The following is a 22915-nucleotide window of genomic DNA, read 5'->3' as shown; positions in this document are numbered from 1 at the left end:
TTTTGACATTGCCCCGTCGGGGCCTTGGATCAAAACTTACGCCGATGGACTCGAGCACTGAAATTCATTGCAGCAGTAGCGATTATCACGCCGATCGATAATGGCCCGCGCGCAGGGTGGCACGGGCTTCGCCCGTGTTCGCGGGGCAAGCCCGCTCCCACAGGGATCGCGCTAGCTTTAGCAGTTGAGCAAGACAGTTGCTCCTACAGGGCAAGCGCAGGCTCATTCCATAAACTTCAGGTCCGAAGGCGCTGGCTGTTCGAGCTTCTGCACCGTGTCGCCCAGGGTACCCTTGCGCGGGTCGCGGCTCAGTACCACGATCTGGTTGCTCTTCTGGTTGGCCACCAGCAGGTAGTTGCCATCGGGGTCGAGCGCGAACTCCCGAGGATGGTCGCCTTCCACCGAACGACGCTGCAGCAAGGTCAGCTGGCCGTCGTCCTTGCCCACGGCATACACCACGATCTCATTGGCGGTCCCGCGGTTGCTGACATACAGGAAGCGACCGTCGGCCGACAGGTGCAGGCCGCCCGCCGCTTTCGCCGCAGCGTCCTTATTCTCGGTCAGCGGCAAGCGCTGGCGCTCGCTCAAGGCAGCGCCTTGCACATCGAACACCACCACCTCGGCACTCATCTCCAGGGTCAGATAAGCGTGCCGGCCCTTGGCGTCGAACAACAGGTGGCGCGGGCCGCTGCCCGGCGGCAGGTCTACCGACGGCGGTATCGCCGGGCTCAGCGGATGCTCGGGGCTGGCCCCGTCATAGCGGTAGATGAACACCTTGTCGGCGCCCAGGTCGCTGGCATACAGATGACGCCCATCGGGTGACAACACCAGCGAATGCACGTGGGCGCCGGCCTGGCGCTCGGGGTTGACCTTGCTCGGCGTGTGCCGGGCCTGCTGCACCACCGGCTTGAGCTTGCCGTCCTTGGCCACGGGAACCACCACCAGGCTGCCACCCGGGTCGGCGGCCACCGCGTAGTTGGCCACGAACAGATAGCGCTGGTCATGGCTGAGACTGGCATGGGTCGGTTCGTCACCCAGGCTTGGCACTTGGTTCAACGGCTTGATCTCGCCCTGCTTGCCGAGCGAAAAACTACTGACGTGGCCTTTGGGCGTTTCATTGACCGCGAACAGCAGGCGCTGGTCGGCCGACAGCACCAGCCACGAGGGACTGACGCTTTTGACCACCTGCCGGGGCGTGGCGTCGATCTGCCCGGTGCGGCTATTGAAGTCGTAGCGGTAGATCCCTTCGCTGCCGCCATCGGTGTAGCTGCCCACCAGCAAGGTGGCAGCCTGGGTCTCAAGCGACAGGGCGATGAGGCCAGCACTCAGCAGGCATGTCCATTTACTCTTCATCGTCTTCTTCATCCGGGGCACGGAAAGCACTCATACAGACTAGACGATGCTCGCCCTCGCCATCGCTGAGGCTCCAGTCGTCGCCCGCACCGCTGGCGGCGGCCACCTGATCGGCGCTGAAGACCCAGCGGCGCAGCTGGCGACCGTCCATGCATTCGATGGTCAGACCGGATTCGTCGAAGGTGAAATCGAAAGCGTGCAGGCCGTCGATCAGCAGCATGTCGCAGGCTGCGAGGGCGGTGGCGAGGGTGGTCATGGGGCGCGAGCATACCAATAGAAAAATGAGCCGACAGTATACGCGGTGGGAGCGGGTTTACCCGCGAATGCGTCGGTGTGCGCACCATCGCATTCGCGGGCAAACCCGCTCCCACACGATCAATGGGCAAAGATCGAGCCGCCCTCCTTGCCCGCCAGCTTGCCCGGCTTGATCAGGAACCGCGCCAGCGCCGGCAACAGCCACAGCGCGCCGAACATGTTCCACAGCAGCATGAAGGTCAGCATCAGGCCCATGTCGGCCTGGAACTTGATCGCCGAGAAGATCCAGGTGCACACGCCAATGGCCAGGCACAGGCCGGTGAACAGCACCGCCTTGCCGGTCGAGCGCAGGGTCTCGTAGTAGGCCTCCTGCAACGGCAGGCCAGCGCGCAGGAAGCTCTCGAGGCGACTGTAGATGTAGATGCCGTAGTCCACGCCAATGCCCACGCCCAGTGCCACCACCGGCAGCGTGGCGACCTTCACGCCAATGCCCATGAACGCCATCAGCGCGTTGCCCAGCACCGAGGTCAACACCAGCGGCAGAACGATGCACAGGGTCGCGGCAAAGGAGCGGAAAGTGATCATGCACATCACCGCCACGCACAGGTAGACGAGGATGAGGATGGTCAGCTCGGCCGACTTGATCACCTCGTTGGTGGCCGCTTCGATGCCAGCGTTACCAGCCGCCAGGAGGAACTGCAGGCCCTCCTTGTTGTGGCTGTCGGCGAAAGCCTTGGCCGCGGCGGTGACCCGCTCGAGGGTCTCGGCCTTGTGGTCGTTGAGGAACACCAGCACCGGCGCCAGCGAGCAGTCGGCGTTGTACAGGCCATCGGCGCGGGCGATGGAGTTGTTGAGGATGTCCGGGTTGCGCGACAGGGTTTCCCATTTCAGGCTGCCCTCGTTCATGCCCTTGATCACTTGCTTGGACACGGTCACCAGGGAGATGGTCGACTGCACCCCCGGGGTGTTGTCCATGGCCCACATCAGCTCGTCGATCGGCGCCATGGTCGAGTGGATCGAGCAGCTTTCGGCCGGGGTCTTGACCATGATCACCAGCACGTCGGAACTGGTCGAGTAGTTGCTGATGATGAAGCTGTTGTCCTGGTTGTAGCGCGAATCCGGACGCAGCTCCGGGGCGCCCTGGTCGAGGTCGCCGATCTTCAGGTTCTGGCTGTACCAGAGGCCGCCGGCAAAGGCCAGCAGCGCCAGCACCACCGATACCGGCGCCACCTTGGCGCTGGCGAAGTTGGACAGCAGGCGCCAGAACGGGTGTTCGCGGGTCGCGTCCTTCTTGCTGCGGGCGATGGCCTTCTGGCTGATGCCGACGTAGCTGATCGCCACCGGCAGCAGGATCAGGTTGGTGAAGACGATCACCGCCACACCGATCGAGGCGCCGATCGCCAGCTCGCGGATCACCCCGATATCGATGATCAGCAGGGTGATGAAACCCACGGCATCGGCGAGGATGGCGATCATCCCGGGCAGGAACAACTGGCGGAAGGTGCGTCGCGCGGCGGTCAGGGCGTTGTCGGCGTCGCTGGACTGCAAGGCGATGCCGTTGATTTTCTGCACCCCGTGGGAGATGCCGATGGCGAAGATCAGGAACGGCACCAGCATCGAGTACGGGTCGAGGCCGAAGCCCACGGCATGCATCAGCCCCAGCTGCCAGACCACCGCCACCAGCGTGGTGATGAGCACGGAGATGGTGCTGCGGATGCACCAGGTGAACCAGTACAGCAGCGCCCAGGTGATCACCAGGGCCACGCCGAAGAACATCGCCACCATCACCAGGCCGTCGATCAGGTCGCCGACTTTCTTGGCGAAGCCGACGATGTGGATCTTCACGTTGGGGTTCTGCGCCTGGAACTTGTCGCGGATCTTCTCTTCGAGCTGGTGCGAGAACTGCTGGTAGTCGAGCTTGACCTGCCGGCCCGGGTCCTGCGGATCGGGGTAGCTCTCCAGCAGCGGGATGTCGATGATGCTCGACTTGAAGTTGTTGGCCACCAGGCGCCCCACCTGGCCCGACTTGAGCACGTTGTCACGCAAGGTGTCGAGGCTGTCCTGGGAACCGTTGTAGGTGTTGGGAATCACCTCGCCACCGGAGAAGCCCTCTTCGGTAACCTCGCTCCAGCGCACGCTAGGGCTCCACAGCGACTTCAACCCCGCGCGGTCGACGCCGGGAATGTAGAACACCTCGTCATGGATCTGGCGCAGGGTTTCCATGTAGGCCTTGTCGAAGATATCGCCGTTGACCGCCTCCACCGAGACGCGCACGGTATTGCCGAGGTTAGCCAGGTCGTTGCGGTGCTCCATCATCTGTTCGATGAACGGGTGCTGCAGCGGGATCATCTTTTCGAAACTGGTGGACGGGCGGATCTGCGTGGCCTGCCAGAACAGGAACACACTGACCAGCAGGCACAGGGCGATGACTGCCGGGCGGTTGTTGAAGATCAGGCGTTCCAGCAGGGTGGCCTTGTCCTTGTGCTGCATGTCGAAGCTCTCCCGGCTGGTCATGGACGTACCTCCTCTACACCGTCGGCCGCTGCCAGGTGCACGCCGCCCTGCCCCACCAGCAGCAGGCCGCCACCGGCAAGGCCGCTGACCCCGGCCAGGGCGATGCGGTCGGCGCGGTTGCGCACACTGAAGGTCTGGCCGTCGTCATGGCTGCGCAGCACGCTGCCGCCGTTACCGACCAGCACCAGGCTGCCGTCTTCGAGAAGCGTAGCGCTTGCCAGGCCGAATTCGAGCGGGCCGCGCTCGGCCCTGAGCTCGATCGGCTGCCAGCTGTCGCCGAAGTCGCTGGAGCGGAACAAATTGCCGCGCAGGCCGTAGGCCAACAGGGTGTTGGGCTGGGCGGTGCCGATCACGCCGAACAGCGAGCCCTCGTAAGGGCCTTGGACCTTCGACCAGCTCTGGCCGTTGTCACTGGAGCGGAACATGCTGCCCTGTTCGCCTACGATGAACAGGCCGGCGTCCTTCACCATGGTGATGGCATTGAGGTGCAGTTGGTCGGGGTTGTCCAGGCGCTCGGCGACGTCCTGCCAGTGCTGGCCGCCATCGAGGGTTTCGAGCAGGGCACCGTAGGCGCCCACGGCAAAGCCGTGCTGCGAGTCGAGGAAACGCACGTCGAGCAAGGGGGCTTCACGGGACAGGTCTTCGAACTGCTTGCTCCAGGTCGCGCCGCCGTCGTTGCTGGCGAGGATCTGCGCGTCATGGCCAACGGCCCAGCCGCGCTTGTCGTCGAGGAAGAACACCGCGGTGAGCAATTGTCGGGTGGGCACCCGGGCCTGGGTCCAGGTCTTGCCCTGGTCGTCGGAGAACAGGATATGGCCGCGATCACCGACCACCACCAGGCGCTGCCCGGCATGGGTGGCACCGATCAACAGGCTTTGGCTGGCCTTGGCCGACTCCACCGAATAGTCGTCGGCGGCCACCGCCGCTTCGACGTTGCCGGCGCCGATGCCCAGCACCAGCGCCAGCATCGCACCCGCCATCCGCGTGCGACGTGGCGTAATCCGTTCTCTCATGACTGCCCCCTGTTGTGTTCTTGTGGTGGGTCAATCTATTGCCAGGTACTGCGAAAACCCTGTTCCAGAGCCCTGGAATAGCTTCGGGCCATGCTATCGGGATTGTCCGACAGAACACAACGAGCGGGACGTTATGTTTTGTTAACCATGAAAATGATTGGGGCCGCTGCGCGACCCTTTCGCGACACAAGGCCGCTCCTACAGAGAATTGCACTTCCCTGTAGGAGCGGCCTTGTGTCGCGAAAGGGCTGCGCAGCAGCCCCAGGGGTCTCAAGCGAGACTTTTGCTCACCACCTCATACACATCGCTGGACAACGCCCCCGAAGCGAGAATCCGCTCCAGTTCGCCCTTCATCAGCGCCTGGCGCTGATCGTCATACTTGCGCCAGCGGGTCAGCGGCGCGAGCAGACGCGAGGCGATCTGCGGGTTGAGCGCGTTGAGCTCGATCACCAGGTCCGCCAGGAAGCGATACCCCGAACCGTCGGTAGCGTGGAAGTTGACCAGGTTCTGCCCGGCGAAGGCGCCGACCAAGGCACGTACCTTGTTCGGGTTCTTCAGGGTGAACGCCGGGTGCTGCATCAGCGCCTTGACCCGCGCCAGAGCGCCTGGCAGCGCGCTGGCCGCCTGCACGCTGAACCACTGGTCCATGACCAGCGGGTTGTCCTTGAAGTGCTCGGCGAAGGTTTCCAGGGCCTTGGCCCGCTCGGCCTCGAACGACGAATTGACCAGCACCGCCAGCGCGGTCAGGCGCTCAGTCATGTTGTCGCATTGGTCGAACTGCTCAAGGGTCGCCTCCAGCACCTGCGCCTTGCCGCTGAGCATCAGGTACGACAATGCGATGTTCTGCAGGCTGCGGCGGGCGAAGTGCTCGGCCGAGGCCACGTACGGGGTCTTGCGCGAGACTTCGCGGTTGGCCTGGTAGCGTGCCCACAGGGCGTCGAACAGCTGCTCGGCGATCTGCTGGCGGGCGAACTCGCGAGCGGCGTGGATCGCATCGACATCGGCCACCTGGCTGATCTCGGTGAGGTAAGCCTCGCCCGGCAGCGAAAGCATCTCGGCGACCATGGCCGGGTCCAGCGCCTCATTGCCGAGCACGGTGCCCAGCGCGGTGATCAGGCGCTGGTCGAGCTTGAGCGCTTCGCCACGCTGGTGCTGGCCAATCAGCTCCTGCAGCACCTGTACCGACAGCTGCTGCCCCGCTTCCCAACGGTTGAAGCCGTCGCTGTCGTGCTGCATGAGGAACATCAACTGGTCGCGGTCGTATGGGAAGCTCAGTTTGACCGGCGCGCTGAAGCCGCGCAGCAGCGATGGCAGCGGCTTGGCGGTGATGCCCTGGAAGGTGAAGGTCTGCTCGGCCTCCGTCACCGACAGCACCCGGCTGGTACAAACGGCCGCATCCTCACCGACCAGGCGCAGCGGCAGGTCGTTGCCCTGGGCATCGAGCAGGCCCAGCGCCACCGGGATCACGAACGGCAGCTTCTCGACCTGGTCCGGCGTCGCCGGGCAGCTCTGGCGGAAGGTCAGGCTGTAGGTCTGCGCGCCGGCGTCAAACTGCTCGCTGACCTCCAGGCGCGGCGTGCCGGCCTGGCTGTACCAGCGCTTGAACTGGGTCAGGTCGACGCCGTTGGCATCTTCCATGGCCTTGATGAAGTCGTCGGTGGTCACCGCCTGGCCATCGTGGCGCGCGAAGTACAGGTCGCTGCCCTTGCGGAAGCCTTGGTCGCCCAGCAGGGTGTGGACCATCCCCACCACTTCGGCGCCCTTCTCGTACACGGTCAGGGTGTAGAAGTTGGAGATCTCGATGAAGCTGGCCGGGCGCACCGGGTGGGCCATGGGGCCGGCGTCCTCGGCGAACTGGTGGGTGCGCAGGTAGGCGACGTCCTCGATGCGCTTGACCGTGCGCGAGTTCATGTCGGCGCTGAACGCGGCGTCGCGGTACACCGTGAAGCCTTCCTTGAGCGACAGCTGGAACCAGTCGCGGCAGGTCACGCGGTTGCCCGACCAGTTGTGGAAGTACTCGTGGGCGACCACGCCTTCGACTCGCTGGTGGGCGGCGTCGGTGGCGGTCTCGGCGCGGGCCAGCACGCAGCTGGAGTTGAAGATGTTCAGGCCCTTGTTTTCCATGGCGCCCATGTTGAAGTCGTTGACCGCGACGATCATGAAGATGTCCAGGTCGTACTCGCGGCCATAGACTTCTTCATCCCAGCGCATGGACTTCTTCAGGCTGACCATGGCGTGGTCGCACTTGTCGAGGTTCTCTTCCTCGACATAGATACGCAGGGTCACGTCACGACCAGACTGGCGGGTGAATTCGCTTTCGACGCACCACAGGTCACCGGCCACCAATGCGAACAGGTAGGCCGGTTTCTTGAACGGGTCTTCCCAGGTCGCCCAGTGGCGGCCGTCCTCGCCCGGACCGCTGCCGACCGGGTTGCCATTGGACAGCAGCACTGGATAGCGGTGCTGTTCGGCAATCACCGTGGTGGTGAAGGTACTCATCACATCCGGGCGGTCGAGGTAATAGGTGATCTTGCGAAAGCCTTCGGCCTCGCACTGGGTGCAGAACATCTTGCCGGACTTGTACAGGCCTTCCAGTGCGGTGTTGCTCTCTGGGTGGATCTTCACACTGGTGTCGAGGGTGAAGTGCTCGCTCGTCGGCTGCACGGTGAGGCTGTCGTCGTCGAGCTGGTAGTCGTTGGCGCCCAGCGCCTGGTCGTCCAGCTGCACGCTCAACAGTTCCAACTGCTGGCCATCGAGCACCAGCGGCGGCAAGCCGGCGCCACGCTCGGGGTTGCGGCGCATGACCAGCTGCGCATGCACCAGGCTATGGTCCTCGAACAGTTCGAAGGTCAGGTGCGTCTCGTCGATCAGGTACTCGGGGGCCTGATAGTCCTTGAGGTAGATCACTTGCGGTTGTTCGGTACGCATGGTGACGATCCTTTTACTGGAGCACGGCCAGTTGGTAGGCCGTGTACTTGCGAATGTTGATCACGCCGGTGTCGAAGATCAGGTACTGCCCCTTGATGCCCAGCAGCGTGCCTTCCACGACCGGGTCCTTGTCGAGGTTGAAGCTGACGATCTTTTTCGGGTAGGTCTCGACCGGGTAGCGCATCTGCACCACCTCGGCATCGGGCAGCGGCTGGATCGCCTGCAGGCCGAAGCGTTCCTGCAGGCCGCGGATGCCGTCGGCGCAGGCGTCGAAGACCTGCTCACGGATGGCCGGCAGGTCGAGCGCCTCGGCGTCGCCCTTGAGCAGCGCGCGCCAGTTGGTGCGGTCCGGCACTTGGCTGCGCAGCACATCCTCGACCAGCCCGGATTGCTGGCGGGTGGCCACGCGCATGATCGGCAGCGCCTGGCTGGCGCCCTGGTCGAGCCAGCGGGTGGGCAGCTGGGTGGCGCGGGTGATGCCAACCTTGATGCCCGACGAGTTGGCCAGGTACACCACGTGGTCGGTCATGCAGAATTGCTCGCCCCACGACGGCTCGCGGCAGGTGCCGGCGTCGTAGTGGCATTTTTCCGGGGCCATGATGCACACGTCGCACTGGGCCAGCTTGGTCATGCACGGGTAGCAGTAACCCTGGCTGAAGCTGGTCTTGGTGCGCTTGCCGCAATGGCTGCAGTGGATGGCGCCGAGGTACTCCAGGCGAATCGACTGGCCGATCAATGGGTTGACCGGCACCTCGGTGTCATCGAGGCGGAAACTGTATTGAACGACCGGTGCGTCCAGGCGCACCGCCATCTTGCTCAAAGAGCCACGAGCGAGTTCGATCAATGTACCGAGTCCGACTTGAACAGGATGTTGGCGATTGGCGCGGACTTCGAGGCGCATTCCTGCGGGCCCATGTAACCGGTGCGCTGCTCTTCGGGGAGGTTCTTCATTTCCCAGGCGATCACCGCCTGCAGCGACAGCTCCTTCTGCTCGGCGGTCAGCTTGCGGCCGTCGGACCATTTGCCGATTTCCACGGCCGTTTTCAGGCTCTCGTAGATCTCGGGGGTGATGTTTTCGATCATTTGCGCGAATGTGGACATGGGGTCTCCAATGGGTTTGGACGAGAAGTACCTGCGCGGCGATCAGGCACGGCGAAAACAGGCTAGGAAGCGGAGTTTACGTGTTGTAAATGAGCATTCCGAGCCTGTTTTCAACGCAGCATGGTCGTCGCGCAGGTGCTTATCGTCCAAAGCCTAAGTCAGGCGGACAGTCTACGCCTGGTGAGCGCGCCACCCAAGAGGCCGGTCAGGCATCCGATGAGCAACCCGCCGACATGCGCGGCGTTAGCGATCTGGCCGAAGCCCAGTTGGCCAACCACGCCGCTCAGGCAGATCAGCAGCCAGATCAGCATCATCACCAACACGCCCTTGGGCAGGTTGAACTGCGGATTGGGCGCCAGCCACTGGTACAGCCAGACATGCCCGAGCAAGCCGTAGAGCACCCCGGACAGGCCACCGAACAGGCTCGGGCCGCTGGTGAAATGCTGGGCCAGGTTGGACACCAGGCTGAACAGTAAGGTCAGCCCAAGCAGCATCCACGGGCCCTGGCGCAACTCGATGCGCTTGCCCAGTTCCCAGTACCACAAGCCGTTCATCGCCAGGTGCAGCACGCCGAAGTGCAGCAGCATCGGCGACACCAGGCGCCACCATTGGCCTTCGCCAAGGGCCTGGGGTAATGCGGTGAAGTAGAGGTAATCCCCCTGCACCTGGAACGGCAGGAAGGTGAACCAGGCGATGGTCGAGAGGTTATCGCCCAGGCCGGTCAGGCCGGCCACCACCAGGCTCAGCAGCAGGACGGTGGCAGTGACCTTGCAGGCCAGGGCCTGGTCCTTCAGGGAAGGCGTCGTGGGGATGCTCTCCGGCAAGCCGGCTTCCACGGGGAGCTCCACGTCGGCGTTGCCATCGGGGAAGCGCTGGTACAGCTGGCGCACGTCGTCGGCCATCGCCGGGGGCGCCCAGAGCACCTGCTCCCCACCCTCCTCCACGACCCGATGCGGCACCTGCAGGCGGCGCAGCAAGGCGACGAAGCCAGCGAGGTCGACATTCAACGGCAGGCGCAACACTTCGATCACGTTCATTGGCTGGCCTGCGGGCGTTCGACATCGACCCAGACGAACTTGTGTGGGTCGATGCGGGTTTCATCGTCCAGCCGATAGGCCGCCAGCTTGCCATACAGCACCGCGCTGTAGTCCAGGCAGGCCAGGTTGGCGCGGATTGGCGCCGGACGGCCGCTGCGCCAGTAGTGGCCGACGAACAGCAGCGGCTCATCCTCGGCATAGCGCAACAGGGCGTTCTTCTGGCTGTGGCTCAGCGGCGTGCGGGCCACCTCGTCGGGCAGCGCGTCGGGCTGGAAGACGATGTCGCCGTAGGTCTGCGGGTCTTCTTCCCAGAACTTGGTGCGGAAGAAGGCCCGGGTCAGGCCGTCGCCGCCGGTCAGGGTCAGGCCGTCCGGCAGGCGCATGTCGGTGCCGCGCAGCAGGCGGTTGCATACGGTCGAGGCGAAGCTGCCGGACACCGCCGAGGCCTGGATGAAGTGTTCGTCGATGCAGCCGCTGGAGTACTGCTGGCGCAGCGGCGCGATCAGTTGCGGATCCCAGCAGGCGTGCACCAGGCGGAAACGCCCGGCGTCGACGAACAGCGGCAAGGTGTAGAACCACTGGATGAAATCATGCCAGTCACCGGGGTGCTGGGCGAACTGGGTCAGGGTTTCGTCGATCAGCCGCGCGTGCCGCGGGGTGTGCTCGCGCACATAGGCCTTGCCACTACCGGGCAGCGCCGGGGTGACCCAGGCCAGGGCGTTGTATTCGTGGTTGCCCATGATGCAGAACGCCTGCCCGGCCTCGACCATGTCATGGACAATGTGCAGCGCCTCACGGATACGCGGGCCGCGGTCGACGATATCGCCGAGGAACAGCGCCTGGCGCCGTGGGTGGCGCCAGACCCCGCCGATCCGCTTGTAGCCGAGGGTGTCGAGCAGGCGCTCGAGGGTCAGTGCGCAGCCGTGCACGTCACCGATGATGTCGAAACTTCGCGCCGGATCGAACATCAGTCGTCCCTGCCTCCCAGGCGGCTGCCCCAGCCGAGCTTGGTGCGGCAGACCTCATAGTAGTTGTGGTCCAGCGGGTGGATCAGGCGCAGCTTCTGCGGTTTCTTGCTCACCGTGATGGTGTCGCCGGGAGCGCAGGTGAAGTGGTTCTGGCCGTCACAGGAAACCTGCGGGTAGATCTGCAGGTCCTTGGACACGACGATCTTCAGCTCGCTGTTGCCGTCGACCACGATCGGCCGGCCCGACAGGGTGTGCGGGTACATCGGCACGATGACGATGGCGTCGAGCTTGGGGTGCATGATCGGGCCGCCGGCCGACAGCGCATAGGCCGTGGAGCCGGTGGGCGTGGCGACGATCAGGCCGTCGGCCTTCTGGCTGCAGACGAACTGGCCATCGATGTAGATCTCGAACTCGATCATCCGCGTCGACTTGCCCGGGTGCAGCACCACGTCATTGAGCGCATCGCCCTGGCCAATGGCCTCGTTGTGGCGGCGCACCTCGGCCTGCAGCAGGAAGCGGTTTTCCATCAGGTAGTGGCCGTCGAGCACTTCGGCGACCTTCTGTTCCAGCTCGTCGGGGCGAATATCGGTGAGAAAGCCCAGGTTGCCGCGATTGATACCCAGCACCGGAATGTTGTGCCGGGCCAGGGCGCGGGCGGCGCCCAGCAGGCTACCGTCGCCGCCGACCACGATGACCAGGTCGCAGACCTCGCCCAGCAGCTTGCGCGTGGAGGTCTGCAGGCCGTGGCCGGGCAGCACTTCGGCGATGGTGTCCTCGAGGATCACGTGCAGGTGGCGCTCGAGGAGGAATTTTTTCAGCCGGCGAATGGTGTCGAGCACCTGGGAGCTGCCAAGGCGTCCGATGATACCGATATTGCGAAATTGCTCCATGGTGCTCCTGCAAGGCTCTGCGCCGGTGTGACAATGGCGGGATTATGGGCGAAAGGACTGGCCAGCGGCAAACCGGCTATGCTCGCTGGATGATGCCCTTCGCCGATCTCCAGCCCCTGCCCCGCCAGCTGCGCCACCCTGCCGTGCGCGACCTGGCCTGGGCGATCCTGTCACCACCGCTGCTGGCGCAGGCCGGCGGCCCCCAGCGCCATCCGCTGCTGGGCAGCGCCTGGGCCGATGATCCGCAGCGCCTGGGCCACTGGCTCGCGGCGCTCGACCAGGAGCCCGCGCCACTGCTGAGCTGGCTGGCACGCCTGAACAGTCGGCGGTTGGGCCTGTACTACGAAAGCCTGTGGCAGTTCGCCCTGCAGCAGGCGCCGGGCGTCGAGCTGCTGGCCGCCAACCTGGCGATCCGCGACGGCGGGCACACCCTGGGCGAGCTGGACATCCTGCTGCGCGACCGCGAAGGCGACCATCACCTGGAGCTGGCCATCAAGCTCTACCTCGGCCCGCCTGCCGGTGATGGGCAGGACCCAATGCGCTGGCTCGGCCCCGGTTGCCACGATCGCCTCGGGACCAAGCTGGCGCACCTGACCGGGCATCAACTGACGATCTCCGGCCAGCCCCATAGCCGTACCGCGCTGGACGGGCTGGGGATCGCCGCGGTCGAGGCCCACCTGTGGCTTGGCGGCTATCTGTTCTATCCCTGGCCTGGGCATGCCGAGGCGCCTGCCGGTGCCCATCCGGCGCATTTGCACGGGCGCTGGCTGCATCGGCGAGATTGGACGGATTACCTCGCGACCTGCCCGCCAGGACGCTGGCAGCCACTGCCCCGGCATGGATGGCTCGCGCCAGCCCGGGTGGAGGAAGCCTGGCCCTTGAGCCAGTTCGACGGTTGGTTGAGCGGACTGGAAACGTTCGCCCCCGCACAATTGTTGGTGCGGCTGGAACAGGACGGCGACGGCGCCTGGCAGGAAGCCGAGCGGTTGTTCCTGGTGGCGGACAGCTGGCCGTACTTGCCCGGGCTTTGAGGTCGACAGCCCCGCCCCCTTCGCGGGTGTAGCGCATGGCTTGAGGTCAACGCTATCGCTGTGGGAGCGGGTTTACCCGCGAAGAGGCCGGATCAGACAACACAATTTTCACCGACCTGGCGCAAGGAACGATTGCCGACTGCCATTACAGTAGTAGCTGAGCGCCAGCAAGAGCGCCCTTTCCGACCTGATGACGAGGACCGACCATGGTTTCATCCAATCCCGCGACCCACTATGCGCGGCTGTCGATCGCCCTGCACTGGCTGATGCTGGTGCTGCTGGCGGCTGTCTATGCCTGCATCGAGCTGCGCGGCCTGTTCCCCAAGGGCAGCGCCGAGCGCGACCTGATGAAAGAGCTGCACTTCATGCTTGGCCTGAGCGTATTCGTGCTGGTCTGGCTGCGCCTGGCCATGCGCCTGTCGCGTCCGACCCCGCCGATCGTGCCGAAGCCACCGGCCTGGCAGACCGGCCTGTCGCACCTGGTGCACGTGCTGCTGTACCTGATGATGATCGGCCTGCCGCTGGCCGGTTGGGCGCTGCTCAGCGCCGCCGACAAACCGATCCCATTCTTCGGCCTGGAGCTGCCGGCCATCGTCGCGCCGGACCAGGACCTGGCCAAGTTCATCAAGGGCTGGCATGAGCGCATTGGCAGCTGGGGCTACTGGCTGATCGGCCTGCACGCGGTGGCTGGGCTTTATCACCACTATGTGCGTCGCGACAACACGCTGCTGCGCATGCTGCCCTACAAGTAGCCGCGCCGCCCCTGCAGGCCGCCGGTATGCAGGACCACCAGGCGGGTGCCGGGTGCAAAACGCCCGGCCTCGACCTGGTCGCGCAGGGCCATGAGCGCCTTGCCGGTGTACAGCGCCTCCAGCGGTATCGCCGTGTGCCGCTCGGTTTCGTCGATGAAGGCCTGCAGTGTCGCGTCGATATGGGCGAAGCCACCGCGGCTAGCGTCGTGCAGCACATAGCCGGACTCGCCCGCAAGTGCTGCCACCAGGGCCGGCACGCCATGGTCCAGCGGCACCGCCAATGCCCCATGTACCGGGTGCGCCCCGGCCTCGGCCAGCACCAGGCCCGCCAGGGTGGTGCCGGTGCCGACCGCCAGCCACCAGGCGTCGTAGTCGGCCCAGCCGAGCGTGGCCAGCTGTGCCTGGCATTGCGCGACGATCTGGGCGCAGCCTTGCGCGCCTGCCGGGCCGCCGCCGCCTTCGGGGATGCAGTGCCATCCTGGGTAGCGGGCTTGCCAGGGCGACCAGAATTCGGGCTGGTGACGCGCGCGGTAACCGCCGAAGCCGAGCCAGTGCAGCTCCATGCCCAGGCCCTGGAGGTCGCGCACGGTTGGCGTGTCCTGGGGGTGGCCGCGTAGCAGCCCGGCGGTGGCGAAGCCAAAGCGTTGGCCGGCTGCGGCCAGGGCGTGAAGGTGGTTGGAGTGGTTGCCACCGAGGCTGATCAAGCCCGGCGATCCTGCCTGGCGCGCGGCGAGCAGATGATGGCGCAGCTTGAACCATTTGTTTCCGCTGATCAGCGGGTCGATCAGGTCCAGACGCAGGATGCCCCCTTCTATGCCGGCGCGGCGGAGCCAAGGCAGGTCGAGGCGTTGCAAGGGCGCTTGGGGCAGGGAAAACTCAAACATGGCAAGAGTTTATCTGATTGCGCTGCGGGGCATGCAGCGCTCCTCCGCCGTTGCCGTTGCCGTTGCCGTTGCCGTTGCCGTTGCCGTTGCCGTTGCCGATCAAGAGGCTAGCGCCAAATCCAACCCGCGACAGCTGCACCAGCCCAGGCGCCGCCCGTACCTTCGCGACTTCAGGAGGCCGAACGCAGGCCTTGCGGAGGGAGGTGACGGGCATGGATGCCCGTCAAGCGCTGCGCCCCAGGATGGGGCGTTCAGCGCGGTCCTCCCGGGAGCAAGGCCGGAGTGAGGGGACCCGGAGCGAAGCGGAGGGCCGGATGAATGGAGCGCAGCGTTTTTTGGTTACTTTTTGTCGCGTTTGACAAAAAGTGACTCGCCGTTGAACTGACCCCCGAAAGTTGGACGCCTGACCCCAAGCGGAGGGTGTTCCATGACGAAATACGACCTAGCGCTCAAGCAAGCACTCATCGAGGAGTGTCTTTCTGCCCGGAGTGTTCATGAGGTGGCACTGAGGCATAGCCTGAGTGCATCGCTGCTGCGCCGTTGGATAAAGGGCTATGAGCAACACGGTGCTGCAGGTCTGGCTACCAAGTACAGCCACTACGACGCCCAGTTCAAGTTGAAGGTTTTGCAGTGCATCGAGCAAGACGGACTGTCAGCCCAGCAAGCCTGCATACAGTTTGATATTCGTGGCCCGAGTAGCATCAGGCAATGGAAAAGGTTGTACGATGAAGGCGGACTAGAAGCACTTCACCCGCATCGTGCCCGAGAATCCAGTATGCCCCGCAAAGCATCAGAACAACCCAACGTAAGCCCTGCTAAGCCTGCAGATGCTGAGTTGACACCTAAGCAAATGCTCGAAGAGCTGGAGTATTTACGTGCGGAGAATGCCTATCTAAAAAAGCTCGATGCCTTGATCCAAGCGGATCCACGCACTGCGCAACCAAGAAAGCGCAGGCTGTCCAAGGATTGAGGCATGAACATCGACTGGCTCTGCTGTTACGTGCTGCAGGGCTGGCACGCAGTACCTTCTATTACCAAAGCAAAGCCTTGGTGGCCGACAAGCATGCGGCCCTCAAAGAACGCATCAAGAGTGTCTATCACAGGCATAAGGGGCGGTACGGCTATCGCCGCATCACCGCCGTGCTTGGGTGCCATGGCGAGGTGATCAATCACAAGAAGGTGCAGCGGTTGATGCAGTTAATGGATCTGAAATCGCTGGTAAAAGTGAAGAAATATCGCTCCTACCGAGGTTCCGAAGGGCTTGTTGCATCTGATCTGCTCAAGCGTGAGTTCAAGGCGGAAGCCCCTAATCAGAAATGGGTAACCGATGTGACAGAGTTCAAGGTGAAAGGGCAGAAGCTGTTTCTTTCGCCTGTGATGGACCTGTACAACGGCGAAATTCTTGCCTATCAGATCAATCCGCGCCCTGAGTTCAAGATGGTGTCGGCGATGTTGGAGCAAGCTTTCGAGCGGCTGAACCCAGATGACAAACCGATATTGCACTCCGATCAGGGCTGGCAATACCGACAGCCCGCTTATCGACATATGCTGGGCAGAAAGAAAATACAACAGAGTATGTCGCGTAAGGGTAACTGCCTGGACAATGCCGCGATGGAAAGCTTCTTTGGCACACTCAAGAGCGAGTTTTTCTATTTGCAATCGTTTGAGAGTGTTGAACAACTGGCGTCAGGCCTTGAGGACTACATCGCCTACTACAACCAAGAGCGTATAAGTCTAAGACTGAATGGCTTGAGTCCGGTACAATTTCGGACCCAAGCGCTGAACCCATAGCGTACCCCGTCCAACTTTCGGGGGTCAGTTCACGTAAAGGCGAAAAGGTGACTATGCGTCGGCATCGTAAATGAATGCGCTTACAACTATAAAAACCGACGCCGATAGACTTTGACTTTGACTTTGACTTTGACTTTGACTTTCAGAGCGTGGGTCTTGAAAGTTATACGCTCATTCATTGGCGATGGCGACGCATAGTCACCTTTCCGCCCTTACGGCGGGTCCCTTTTTGAAGGATCAAAAAGGAACCAAAAAATCCTCGCTCCATTCATCCGGCCCCTACGCTTCGCTCCGGGGTCCCCTCGCTCCTGAAGTCGCAACTGGTGGCGCCTGAACTATCGCGCGCTTAGAAGCAAAAGCAAAAACAAGAGCGAAGAGCGAAGAGCGAAGAGCGAAGAGCGAAGAGCGAAGAGCGAAGAGCGAAGAGCGAAGAGCGAAGAGCGAAGAGCGAAGAGCGAAGAGCGAAGAGCGAAGAGCGAAGAGCGAAGAGCGCGTTGGGGAAGTTTGGCTTTGGATCAAGTTTTAGTTGAACCAATTATTCGCCGGCAAGCCGGCTCCTACAGAAGTAACGAATAATTCGCCAAAACTGCAGGAGCCAGCCTGTCAAACCAAGCCGGTCAGGCCATTACAACTCTGCAGCCAACCGCGACCCCTGGTTGATCGCCCGCTTGGCATCTAACTCGGCCGCCACATCGGCACCGCCGATCAGGTGCACCGACTGCCCGGCCGCCACCAACCCCTCATGCAACTCACGCAGCGGCTCCTGCCCCGCGCAGACGACGATGTTGTCCACCGCCAGCAACTGCGGCTCACCCTCGCCAATACGCACATGCAAGCCAGCATCATCCACACTCAAGTACTCGACGCTGTTGAGCATCTGCACCTGCTTGTTCTTCAACCCCGTGCGATGGATCCAGCCGGTAGTCTTGCCCAGGCCATCCCCGACCTTGCTCTTCTTGCGCTGCAACAAGTACACCTGCCGCGCCGGCGCATGCGGCTCAGCCTTGATCCCAGCCACGCCACCCCGAGCCTCAAGGTGGGTATCGATCCCCCACTCCTTCCAGAACGCCTCACGGTCCTGGCTGCTGGCCACGCCTTTGTGCACCAGGTACTCGGATACGTCGAAACCAATACCGCCAGCACCGATCACCGCCACCCGCTCACCCACCGGCTTACGATCGAGCAGCACGTCCAGGTAGCTCAGCACCTTGGCGTTGTCGATGCCGGGAATGGCCGGCGTGCGCGGGGCAATACCGGTGGCCAGGATAATCTCGTCGAACTCGCCAGCCACCAGCGCGGCCACATCGACGCGTGTATTCAGGCGCAACTCGACCCCAGTACTGCGCACCTTGTTGCGGAAGTAACGCAAGGTCTCGTAGAACTCCTCCTTGCCTGGCACACGCTTGGCCACGTTGAACTGCCCACCGATCTCGCCGGCAGCATCGAACAACGTCACCTCATGACCGCGCTCGGCAGCCACGGTGGCAGCTGCCAGCCCCGCCGGGCCGGCGCCGACCACGGCAATACGCTTGACGTTCAGTACCGGCAAGTAATTGAGCTCGGTCTCATGGCAGGCCCGCGGGTTGACCAGGCAACTGGTCAGCTTGCCGCCAAAGGTGTGGTCCAGACACGCCTGATTGCAACCGATACAGGTGTTGATCTCGTCGCCACGCCCGGCGGCGGCCTTGTTGACGAAGTCCGGGTCGGCCAGGAATGGCCGGGCCATGGAGACCATGTCGGCATCGCCCTCGGCCAGCACCGTCTCGGCTACTTCCGGAGTGTTGATGCGGTTGGTGGTGATCAGCGGAATCTTCACCGCGCCGCGCAGTTTGGCGGTGACCTTGCTGAACGCCGCACGCGGCACCTTGGTCGCGATGGTCGGAATCCGCGCCTCGTGCCAGCCGATCCCGGTGTTGATCAGCGTCGCCCCGGCCTGTTCGATCGCCTTGGCCAGCACCACGATTTCGTCCCAGGTGCTGCCACCCTCGACCAGGTCGAGCATCGACAGGCGGAAGATGATAATGAAGTTCGGCCCCACCGCTTCACGCACACGGCGCACGATCTCCACTGCCAGGCGCATGCGGTTTTCGTAGCTGCCGCCCCAGCGGTCGGTGCGATGGTTGGTGTAGGCGGCAAGGAACTGATTGATGAAGTAGCCTTCGGACCCCATGATCTCGACACCATCGTAACCAGCGCGCTGGGCCAGGCTGGCGCAGGTGACGAAGTCGTGGATCTGCTTCTCGATACCTTCCTCGTCCAGCTCCTTGGGCTTGAACGGGTTGATCGGCGCCTGGATCGCGCTTGGCGCCACCTGCTTGGGGCTGTAGGCATAACGCCCAGCGTGGAGGATCTGCAGGCAGATCTTGCCGCCGGCGGCATGCACCGCTTCGGTGACGATGCGATGCTTGTCGGCTTCTTCCTCGGTGCTCAGCTTGGCGGCGCCGGAATACACCCCGCCCTCGTCATTCGGCGCAATGCCGCCTGTGACCATCAGGCCAACGCCACCACGGGCACGCTCGGCGAAATAGGCGGCCATGCGTTCGAAGCCGCCGGGGCGTTCCTCCAGGCCGGTGTGCATCGAACCCATCAGGGTGCGGTTGCGCAGGGTAGTAAAGCCCAGGTCGAGAGGGGCCAGCAGGTGCGGGTAACGGTCGATAGCCATGGATGAGCTCCACAGGTGGCGTGATCACGGAATGCGGATACCTCTGCCACTGCGGCAGGGCCCGTCGTTTGTCTGAAGCCGACATTAAACAGGCGTTTGAACAGGCTCAATGATCAAAACTGACAACCTGCTGATCCAACTGCACAGGAGTAACACCCTTAGCCCGCTGCACGGTCGCTACGCCGAGCGTTCTTCTTTGCCCGCACGCTCTGTGCTAACTTGCCGTACGACTGCTCGCGCTCATTCAATCCCTCGGCGAATCAAAGGTTCCATGCGTAATCTGCTAGCCGGCGCCTTTGCGCTGGTCCTCATCGCCGCCCTCTGCGGCTACGGCTTCTGGACCCTGCAACGGCCGGAAGGCCATTACCTGTCCGACCTGCGTATCGAACTGGCCCTCAACCAGGGCGTGCCGGGCGAACATGGCAACCTGCTGGGCATCGAGCCACTGCTCTACCCGGTCGACTACCAGAACCTCAGCCGCCTGCACCGCAAACTCTCGGCCTACCTGCAACAGGCCCGCGACCAGGGCTTGATCAACCCCCGGACCGTAGTGGTGCTACCTGAACATATCGGCACCTGGCTCTGGGCCCGAGGCGAAAAGCGCGAGCTGTACCAGGTCACCCAGCGACGGGAGGCCTGGCAATGGCTGGAGTTGAGCAACCCGCTGCGCTACGGCTTGGCCATGCTGGCCGCCAGCGGCGACGACCGCCGCGCGGATGCGCACCTGCGCATGAAGGCCTCGCAGATGGCCACCGACTATCAGCAACTGTTCGGTAACCTGGCCCGGGAATTCGGCGTCACCCTGGTGGCCGGCTCCATCGTCTTGCCAGCGCCTTATGTGGAAGATGGTGTGCTGCGCGCCGGCAGCGGCCCCCTGTTCAACAGCAGCCTGGTGTTCGCCGGCGACGGCTCGGTACTGGGCCAACCCCAGCGCCAGCAGTACCCCGACAGCGAAAACCGCCGCTATATCCATGACGGCCGCGACCACCCCCTGCAGGTTGTGCAGACTCCGGCCGGGCGCCTGGGCGTGCTGATCGGCAGCGACAGCTGGTATCCGGGCAACTACCAGCAACTGGCCGGGCAATCGGTGCAGTTGATCGCCAACCCGGTGTTCCTCAGCGGCAGGCACAGCTGGCAAATGCCCTGGCGCGGCAACCGCCACCAGGAGCAGACCGCCAGCCTGCCATTGCAGCGTGGCCAGACCAGCGAACAGAGCGCCTGGCAACAACTGACCCAGACAGGCGCCAGTGGCGTCACCAGCATGAGTGTGTTCATGCGCGGCCAGTTCTGGGAACTGGGCAGCGATGGCCAGGGTTTTGCCAGCCAGGCCGGCACACTGTGGGTCGGAGACGCCAGCCAGGGCGCCCGCCTGCTCAACCTGTGGCTGTGAGGCCATGTCGCGACCCCGTGTGCGCCTGGGCGATCTTTCGGTAGGTTTTATCCAGCCGCTGGCCGACGCCTTGCAAGCGCAGGGCCACGATCCGCACCCGCTGCTGTTGCGCTACGGCCTCGATGCGCCGCGCCTGGCCGAGGCCGGGGCGCGACTGTCAATACCGCGCTACATGCACCTGGGCCACGCCGCCATCGCCCTTTGCGGCGAGCCGGCATTGGGCCTGCACATGGGCCGCCTGAGCCGCCTGGCCCAGGCCGGGCTGGCCGGGGTCACCGCCGCCCAGGCACCTACCGTAGGCGACGCCGCGCGCACCCTGCTGCGCTTCGAGCCCCTGTACGCCGGTAACTACCGAGGGCAATCGCGCTTTCTGGAAGACAGCCAAGGCGCCTGGCTGCAGTTCTATTCCATCAGCCCCTACAACGACTACAACCGTTTCGTGGTCGACTCGTTGCTCAGCGGCTGGCTGGCCCAGCTCGCCACCCTGGCAGCCCGACCCGTGCAGGCCGAGCGCCTGGAAATCGAGTTCGAGGCACCCAGCTATGCCGCGCAGTACCAAGGCCTGTGCAGCACCCCGGTGCAGTTCGCCGCCACGGCCAACCAACTGCGCCTGAGCCGTGCCACCCTGGCCCTGCCCAACCCGCAGCATTGCCCGAGTACCTGGCAGTACCTGCTGCAACTGTGCGAAACGGATCTGGCCCAGCGCACCCGCATCCGCAGCCTGGGCGAGCGTATCACCCACCTGCTGGGCCCACTGCTCAATGGTGGGCGCGAACCAGACCTGGAGGAAGTCGCACGGCACCTGCAAATGCCCTCCTGGACCTTGCGCCGCAAGCTGGCCGAGGAAGGCACCGGGTTTCGCGACCTGCTCAACGACACCCGGCGCGACCTGGCCGAGACCTATATCCGCGACACGGCACTGGCCTTCGGCGAGATTGCCTATCTGCTGGGATTTGCCTCGGCCGAGGCGTTCCAGCGAGCGTTCAAGCGCTGGACGGGGCTGACACCAGGGGCGTTCCGCCGCCAGCAGTTGCCCTAGCCGCCAACGCCTGCTGCCGGGCCCTATAGGAGCCGGCCTTGCGGGCGAACCAGAGGCCGCGGTGGCTGACTCCTGCAGGTACTTCGCCGCAGCTATTGCACGGCGGGCGCAGGCGCTTCCTGCTGCACCTGGATCGGCGCCGCCTCGATGGGCGGGGCGATAGGTTGCGAACCCTGGCTGTCATCCACCAAGGGGGCGGCAGGCGCTTCACTGACTGGCACCGGAGCAGGTTCGCTGGCGACAGGCGGCGTGCTGTCGACCGCAGCCTCCGGGGCCGGCTGAGCGGGTGCCTGGGCACTGGGCGCAGGCTCCGGAAGCCCCAGGTCGGCAGCCGGTTTTTCTTCCTTCGGCGCCACAGTCTCGGCCTTTTCAGGCTGCTTCGGCTTTGGCAGGTAACTTTCCACCAAGGCGAAATAACGGTCATAGAACTGCGTGGCCGTGACCGTCTCGCTGGCGACCTTGACCATCGAGTCGTCGGTGGAGCCAATCGGCATCGACACCGAGCCCAGCACACCCACGCCCAGGCTGGCGGAGGTGTTGGACTTCTTCAACGCGTAACGATCCTGCAGGGCATTGGCGAACATGGTCGAACGCTGCTTGTCGCCCATGTCCGGCACACAGGTGATATTGAAACTGATCTGCAGGTGATTCTCGGCGTTCTGCTGGAAACTCTTGTTGCCGGCGACCTGGTTGGCATCACTACTGGTGATGATGTAGCCCTGGCTGAGCAACGCGCGCCGTGCGGCCTCGCAGGTACCGGCTTCGCTGGCCGGGAAGGTGCGCGAGAAGGTGCCTGAGTCATCGAAGTTCTCGTGCTCGTACACGGCAGGCTTTTTCGAGGAGCAACCGGCCACGCCCGCCAGCACAAGGGCCAGCCCGAGCGCACCGTAGACGGTAGATCTGGACATCGTGGATTCCGGGTAAATCGAAGGGTGCCTATTGTGCAACACATCTGTGAGGCACCGAAACCTCGGCGGTAAAAGGTTCATGTAAAGCCTCGCGGCCCCACCAGAGAACGAGACTACATCCAAGGGGGATGCTTCCTACTTACTTCACAAAAACTGCCTAACTAAACCTTGGCTATTACGCCGCTAGACTCGTGCGCCACTACGTACGAACGTTCAAGGAACTCCCGGTGAAAAATCTCTCGGTACGCCTGAAACTGCTCCTGAGTCTTGCCCCGCTGGTGGTCCTGGTCGCCCTGCTCGCCCTCACCGCCACCCTGAGTCTGGGTAGCTTGACCCACCGCGCCGAACGCCTGGTCTCGGTCAACTACATCCTCGACAACCTCAACGAGATCCGTGCCG

General features: G+C 63.8%; 19 protein-coding genes. 5 read left to right on the top strand and 14 right to left on the bottom strand.

Going from position 1 to position 22915, the window contains the following annotated elements; all coding sequences use genetic code 11:
* Positions 1–222: 222 nt before the first annotated feature.
* The 10 genes from HU772_RS07895 to HU772_RS07850 all read right to left on the bottom strand — a co-directional run bounded on the left by HU772_RS07895 (position 223) and on the right by HU772_RS07850 (position 12059).
* The gene (locus HU772_RS07895; RefSeq protein ID WP_186662495.1) at positions 223–1353 is read right to left on the bottom strand and encodes a lactonase family protein; all 1131 of its coding nucleotides are present in this window, start codon (positions 1351–1353) and stop codon (positions 223–225) included.
* The gene (locus tag HU772_RS07890; RefSeq protein ID WP_186662494.1) at positions 1343–1609 is read right to left on the bottom strand and encodes a DUF5629 family protein; all 267 of its coding nucleotides are present in this window, start codon (positions 1607–1609) and stop codon (positions 1343–1345) included. The genes HU772_RS07895 and HU772_RS07890 overlap by 11 nt, the downstream gene beginning before the upstream one ends.
* Before the next feature lie 119 nt (positions 1610–1728).
* Positions 1729–4122 (bottom strand): efflux RND transporter permease subunit, encoded by a 2394-nt coding sequence (locus tag HU772_RS07885; RefSeq protein WP_186662493.1) that lies wholly within the window; start codon positions 4120–4122, stop codon positions 1729–1731.
* Entirely contained in the window at positions 4119–5135 is a 1017-nt protein-coding gene (locus tag HU772_RS07880; protein WP_186662492.1) for a WD40/YVTN/BNR-like repeat-containing protein, read from the bottom strand. The genes HU772_RS07885 and HU772_RS07880 overlap by 4 nt, the downstream gene beginning before the upstream one ends.
* Before the next feature lie 270 nt (positions 5136–5405).
* Positions 5406–8063 carry an aminopeptidase N gene (gene pepN / locus HU772_RS07875; RefSeq protein WP_186662491.1) on the bottom strand — a complete coding sequence of 886 codons (2658 nt, stop codon included), beginning with the start codon at positions 8061–8063 and terminating at the stop codon, positions 5406–5408.
* A gap of 13 nt (positions 8064–8076) precedes the next feature.
* On the bottom strand, positions 8077–8907 hold the full coding sequence (locus HU772_RS07870) for a DUF2797 domain-containing protein (RefSeq protein ID WP_186662490.1): 831 nt from the start codon (positions 8905–8907) through the stop codon (positions 8077–8079).
* Positions 8904–9164 carry a YeaC family protein gene (locus HU772_RS07865; protein WP_011532970.1) on the bottom strand — a complete coding sequence of 87 codons (261 nt, stop codon included), beginning with the start codon at positions 9162–9164 and terminating at the stop codon, positions 8904–8906. Before HU772_RS07865 ends, HU772_RS07870 begins: the two co-directional genes overlap by 4 nt.
* Before the next feature lie 158 nt (positions 9165–9322).
* Positions 9323–10201 (bottom strand): rhomboid family intramembrane serine protease, encoded by an 879-nt coding sequence (locus HU772_RS07860; RefSeq protein ID WP_186662489.1) that lies wholly within the window; start codon positions 10199–10201, stop codon positions 9323–9325.
* Entirely contained in the window at positions 10198–11169 is a 972-nt protein-coding gene (locus HU772_RS07855; RefSeq protein ID WP_186662488.1) for a metallophosphoesterase, read from the bottom strand. The genes HU772_RS07860 and HU772_RS07855 overlap by 4 nt, the downstream gene beginning before the upstream one ends.
* Complete coding sequence (locus HU772_RS07850) at positions 11169–12059, bottom strand: NAD(+) kinase (protein ID WP_186662487.1); 891 nt, start codon at positions 12057–12059, stop codon at positions 11169–11171. Before HU772_RS07850 ends, HU772_RS07855 begins: the two co-directional genes overlap by 1 nt.
* 44 nt (positions 12060–12103) lie before the next feature.
* Here HU772_RS07850 and HU772_RS07845 point away from each other — a divergent pair, with 44 nt between their 5' ends.
* Both HU772_RS07845 and HU772_RS07840 read left to right on the top strand, forming a co-directional pair.
* A complete protein-coding gene (locus HU772_RS07845; RefSeq protein ID WP_186662486.1) occupies positions 12104–13090 on the top strand; it encodes a DUF1853 family protein in 987 nt (328 codons plus the stop codon).
* 206 nt (positions 13091–13296) lie between these two features.
* Complete coding sequence (locus HU772_RS07840) at positions 13297–13842, top strand: cytochrome b (protein WP_186662485.1); 546 nt, start codon at positions 13297–13299, stop codon at positions 13840–13842.
* Here the strand turns inward: HU772_RS07840 and HU772_RS07835 are convergent.
* Positions 13833–14726 (bottom strand): 1-aminocyclopropane-1-carboxylate deaminase/D-cysteine desulfhydrase, encoded by an 894-nt coding sequence (locus HU772_RS07835; RefSeq protein ID WP_186662484.1) that lies wholly within the window; start codon positions 14724–14726, stop codon positions 13833–13835. The genes HU772_RS07840 and HU772_RS07835 overlap by 10 nt on opposite strands.
* The gene (locus tag HU772_RS07830; protein ID WP_217858766.1) at positions 14719–14940 is read right to left on the bottom strand and encodes a hypothetical protein; all 222 of its coding nucleotides are present in this window, start codon (positions 14938–14940) and stop codon (positions 14719–14721) included. The genes HU772_RS07835 and HU772_RS07830 overlap by 8 nt, the downstream gene beginning before the upstream one ends.
* A gap of 213 nt (positions 14941–15153) precedes the next feature.
* Between HU772_RS07830 and HU772_RS07825 the strand changes: the two genes are divergently transcribed.
* Positions 15154–16517 (top strand): IS3 family transposase gene (locus HU772_RS07825; RefSeq protein ID WP_437182400.1). Its coding sequence is split into 2 segments (ribosomal slippage): positions 15154–15619 and positions 15619–16517, totalling 1365 coding nucleotides; the frame shifts between segments, so codons are not numbered across the junction.
* Between the two features lie 625 nt (positions 16518–17142).
* On the opposite strand, the gene HU772_RS07820 is transcribed toward HU772_RS07825, so the two are convergent.
* On the bottom strand, positions 17143–19179 hold the full coding sequence (locus tag HU772_RS07820) for an NADPH-dependent 2,4-dienoyl-CoA reductase (RefSeq protein ID WP_186662796.1): 2037 nt from the start codon (positions 19177–19179) through the stop codon (positions 17143–17145).
* A gap of 271 nt (positions 19180–19450) precedes the next feature.
* Here HU772_RS07820 and HU772_RS07815 point away from each other — a divergent pair, with 271 nt between their 5' ends.
* Positions 19451–20569, top strand: a complete 1119-nt coding sequence (locus HU772_RS07815; protein ID WP_186662797.1) for a nitrilase-related carbon-nitrogen hydrolase — start codon at positions 19451–19453, stop codon at positions 20567–20569.
* 4 nt (positions 20570–20573) lie between these two features.
* Positions 20574–21608 (top strand): AraC family transcriptional regulator, encoded by a 1035-nt coding sequence (locus HU772_RS07810; protein ID WP_186662798.1) that lies wholly within the window; start codon positions 20574–20576, stop codon positions 21606–21608.
* A gap of 92 nt (positions 21609–21700) precedes the next feature.
* On the opposite strand, the gene HU772_RS07805 is transcribed toward HU772_RS07810, so the two are convergent.
* Positions 21701–22516: a DUF2242 domain-containing protein gene (locus HU772_RS07805; RefSeq protein WP_186662799.1), complete on the bottom strand. Its 816-nt coding sequence runs from the start codon at positions 22514–22516 to the stop codon at positions 21701–21703.
* Between the last annotated feature and the right edge of the window lie 399 nt (positions 22517–22915).

Source organism: Pseudomonas xantholysinigenes, from assembly GCF_014268885.2.
Lineage (GTDB): Bacteria > Pseudomonadota > Gammaproteobacteria > Pseudomonadales > Pseudomonadaceae > Aquipseudomonas > Aquipseudomonas xantholysinigenes.
The sequence above is the reverse complement of the archived record's forward strand: the minus strand, read 5'-3'. Positions and strand labels throughout refer to the sequence as shown.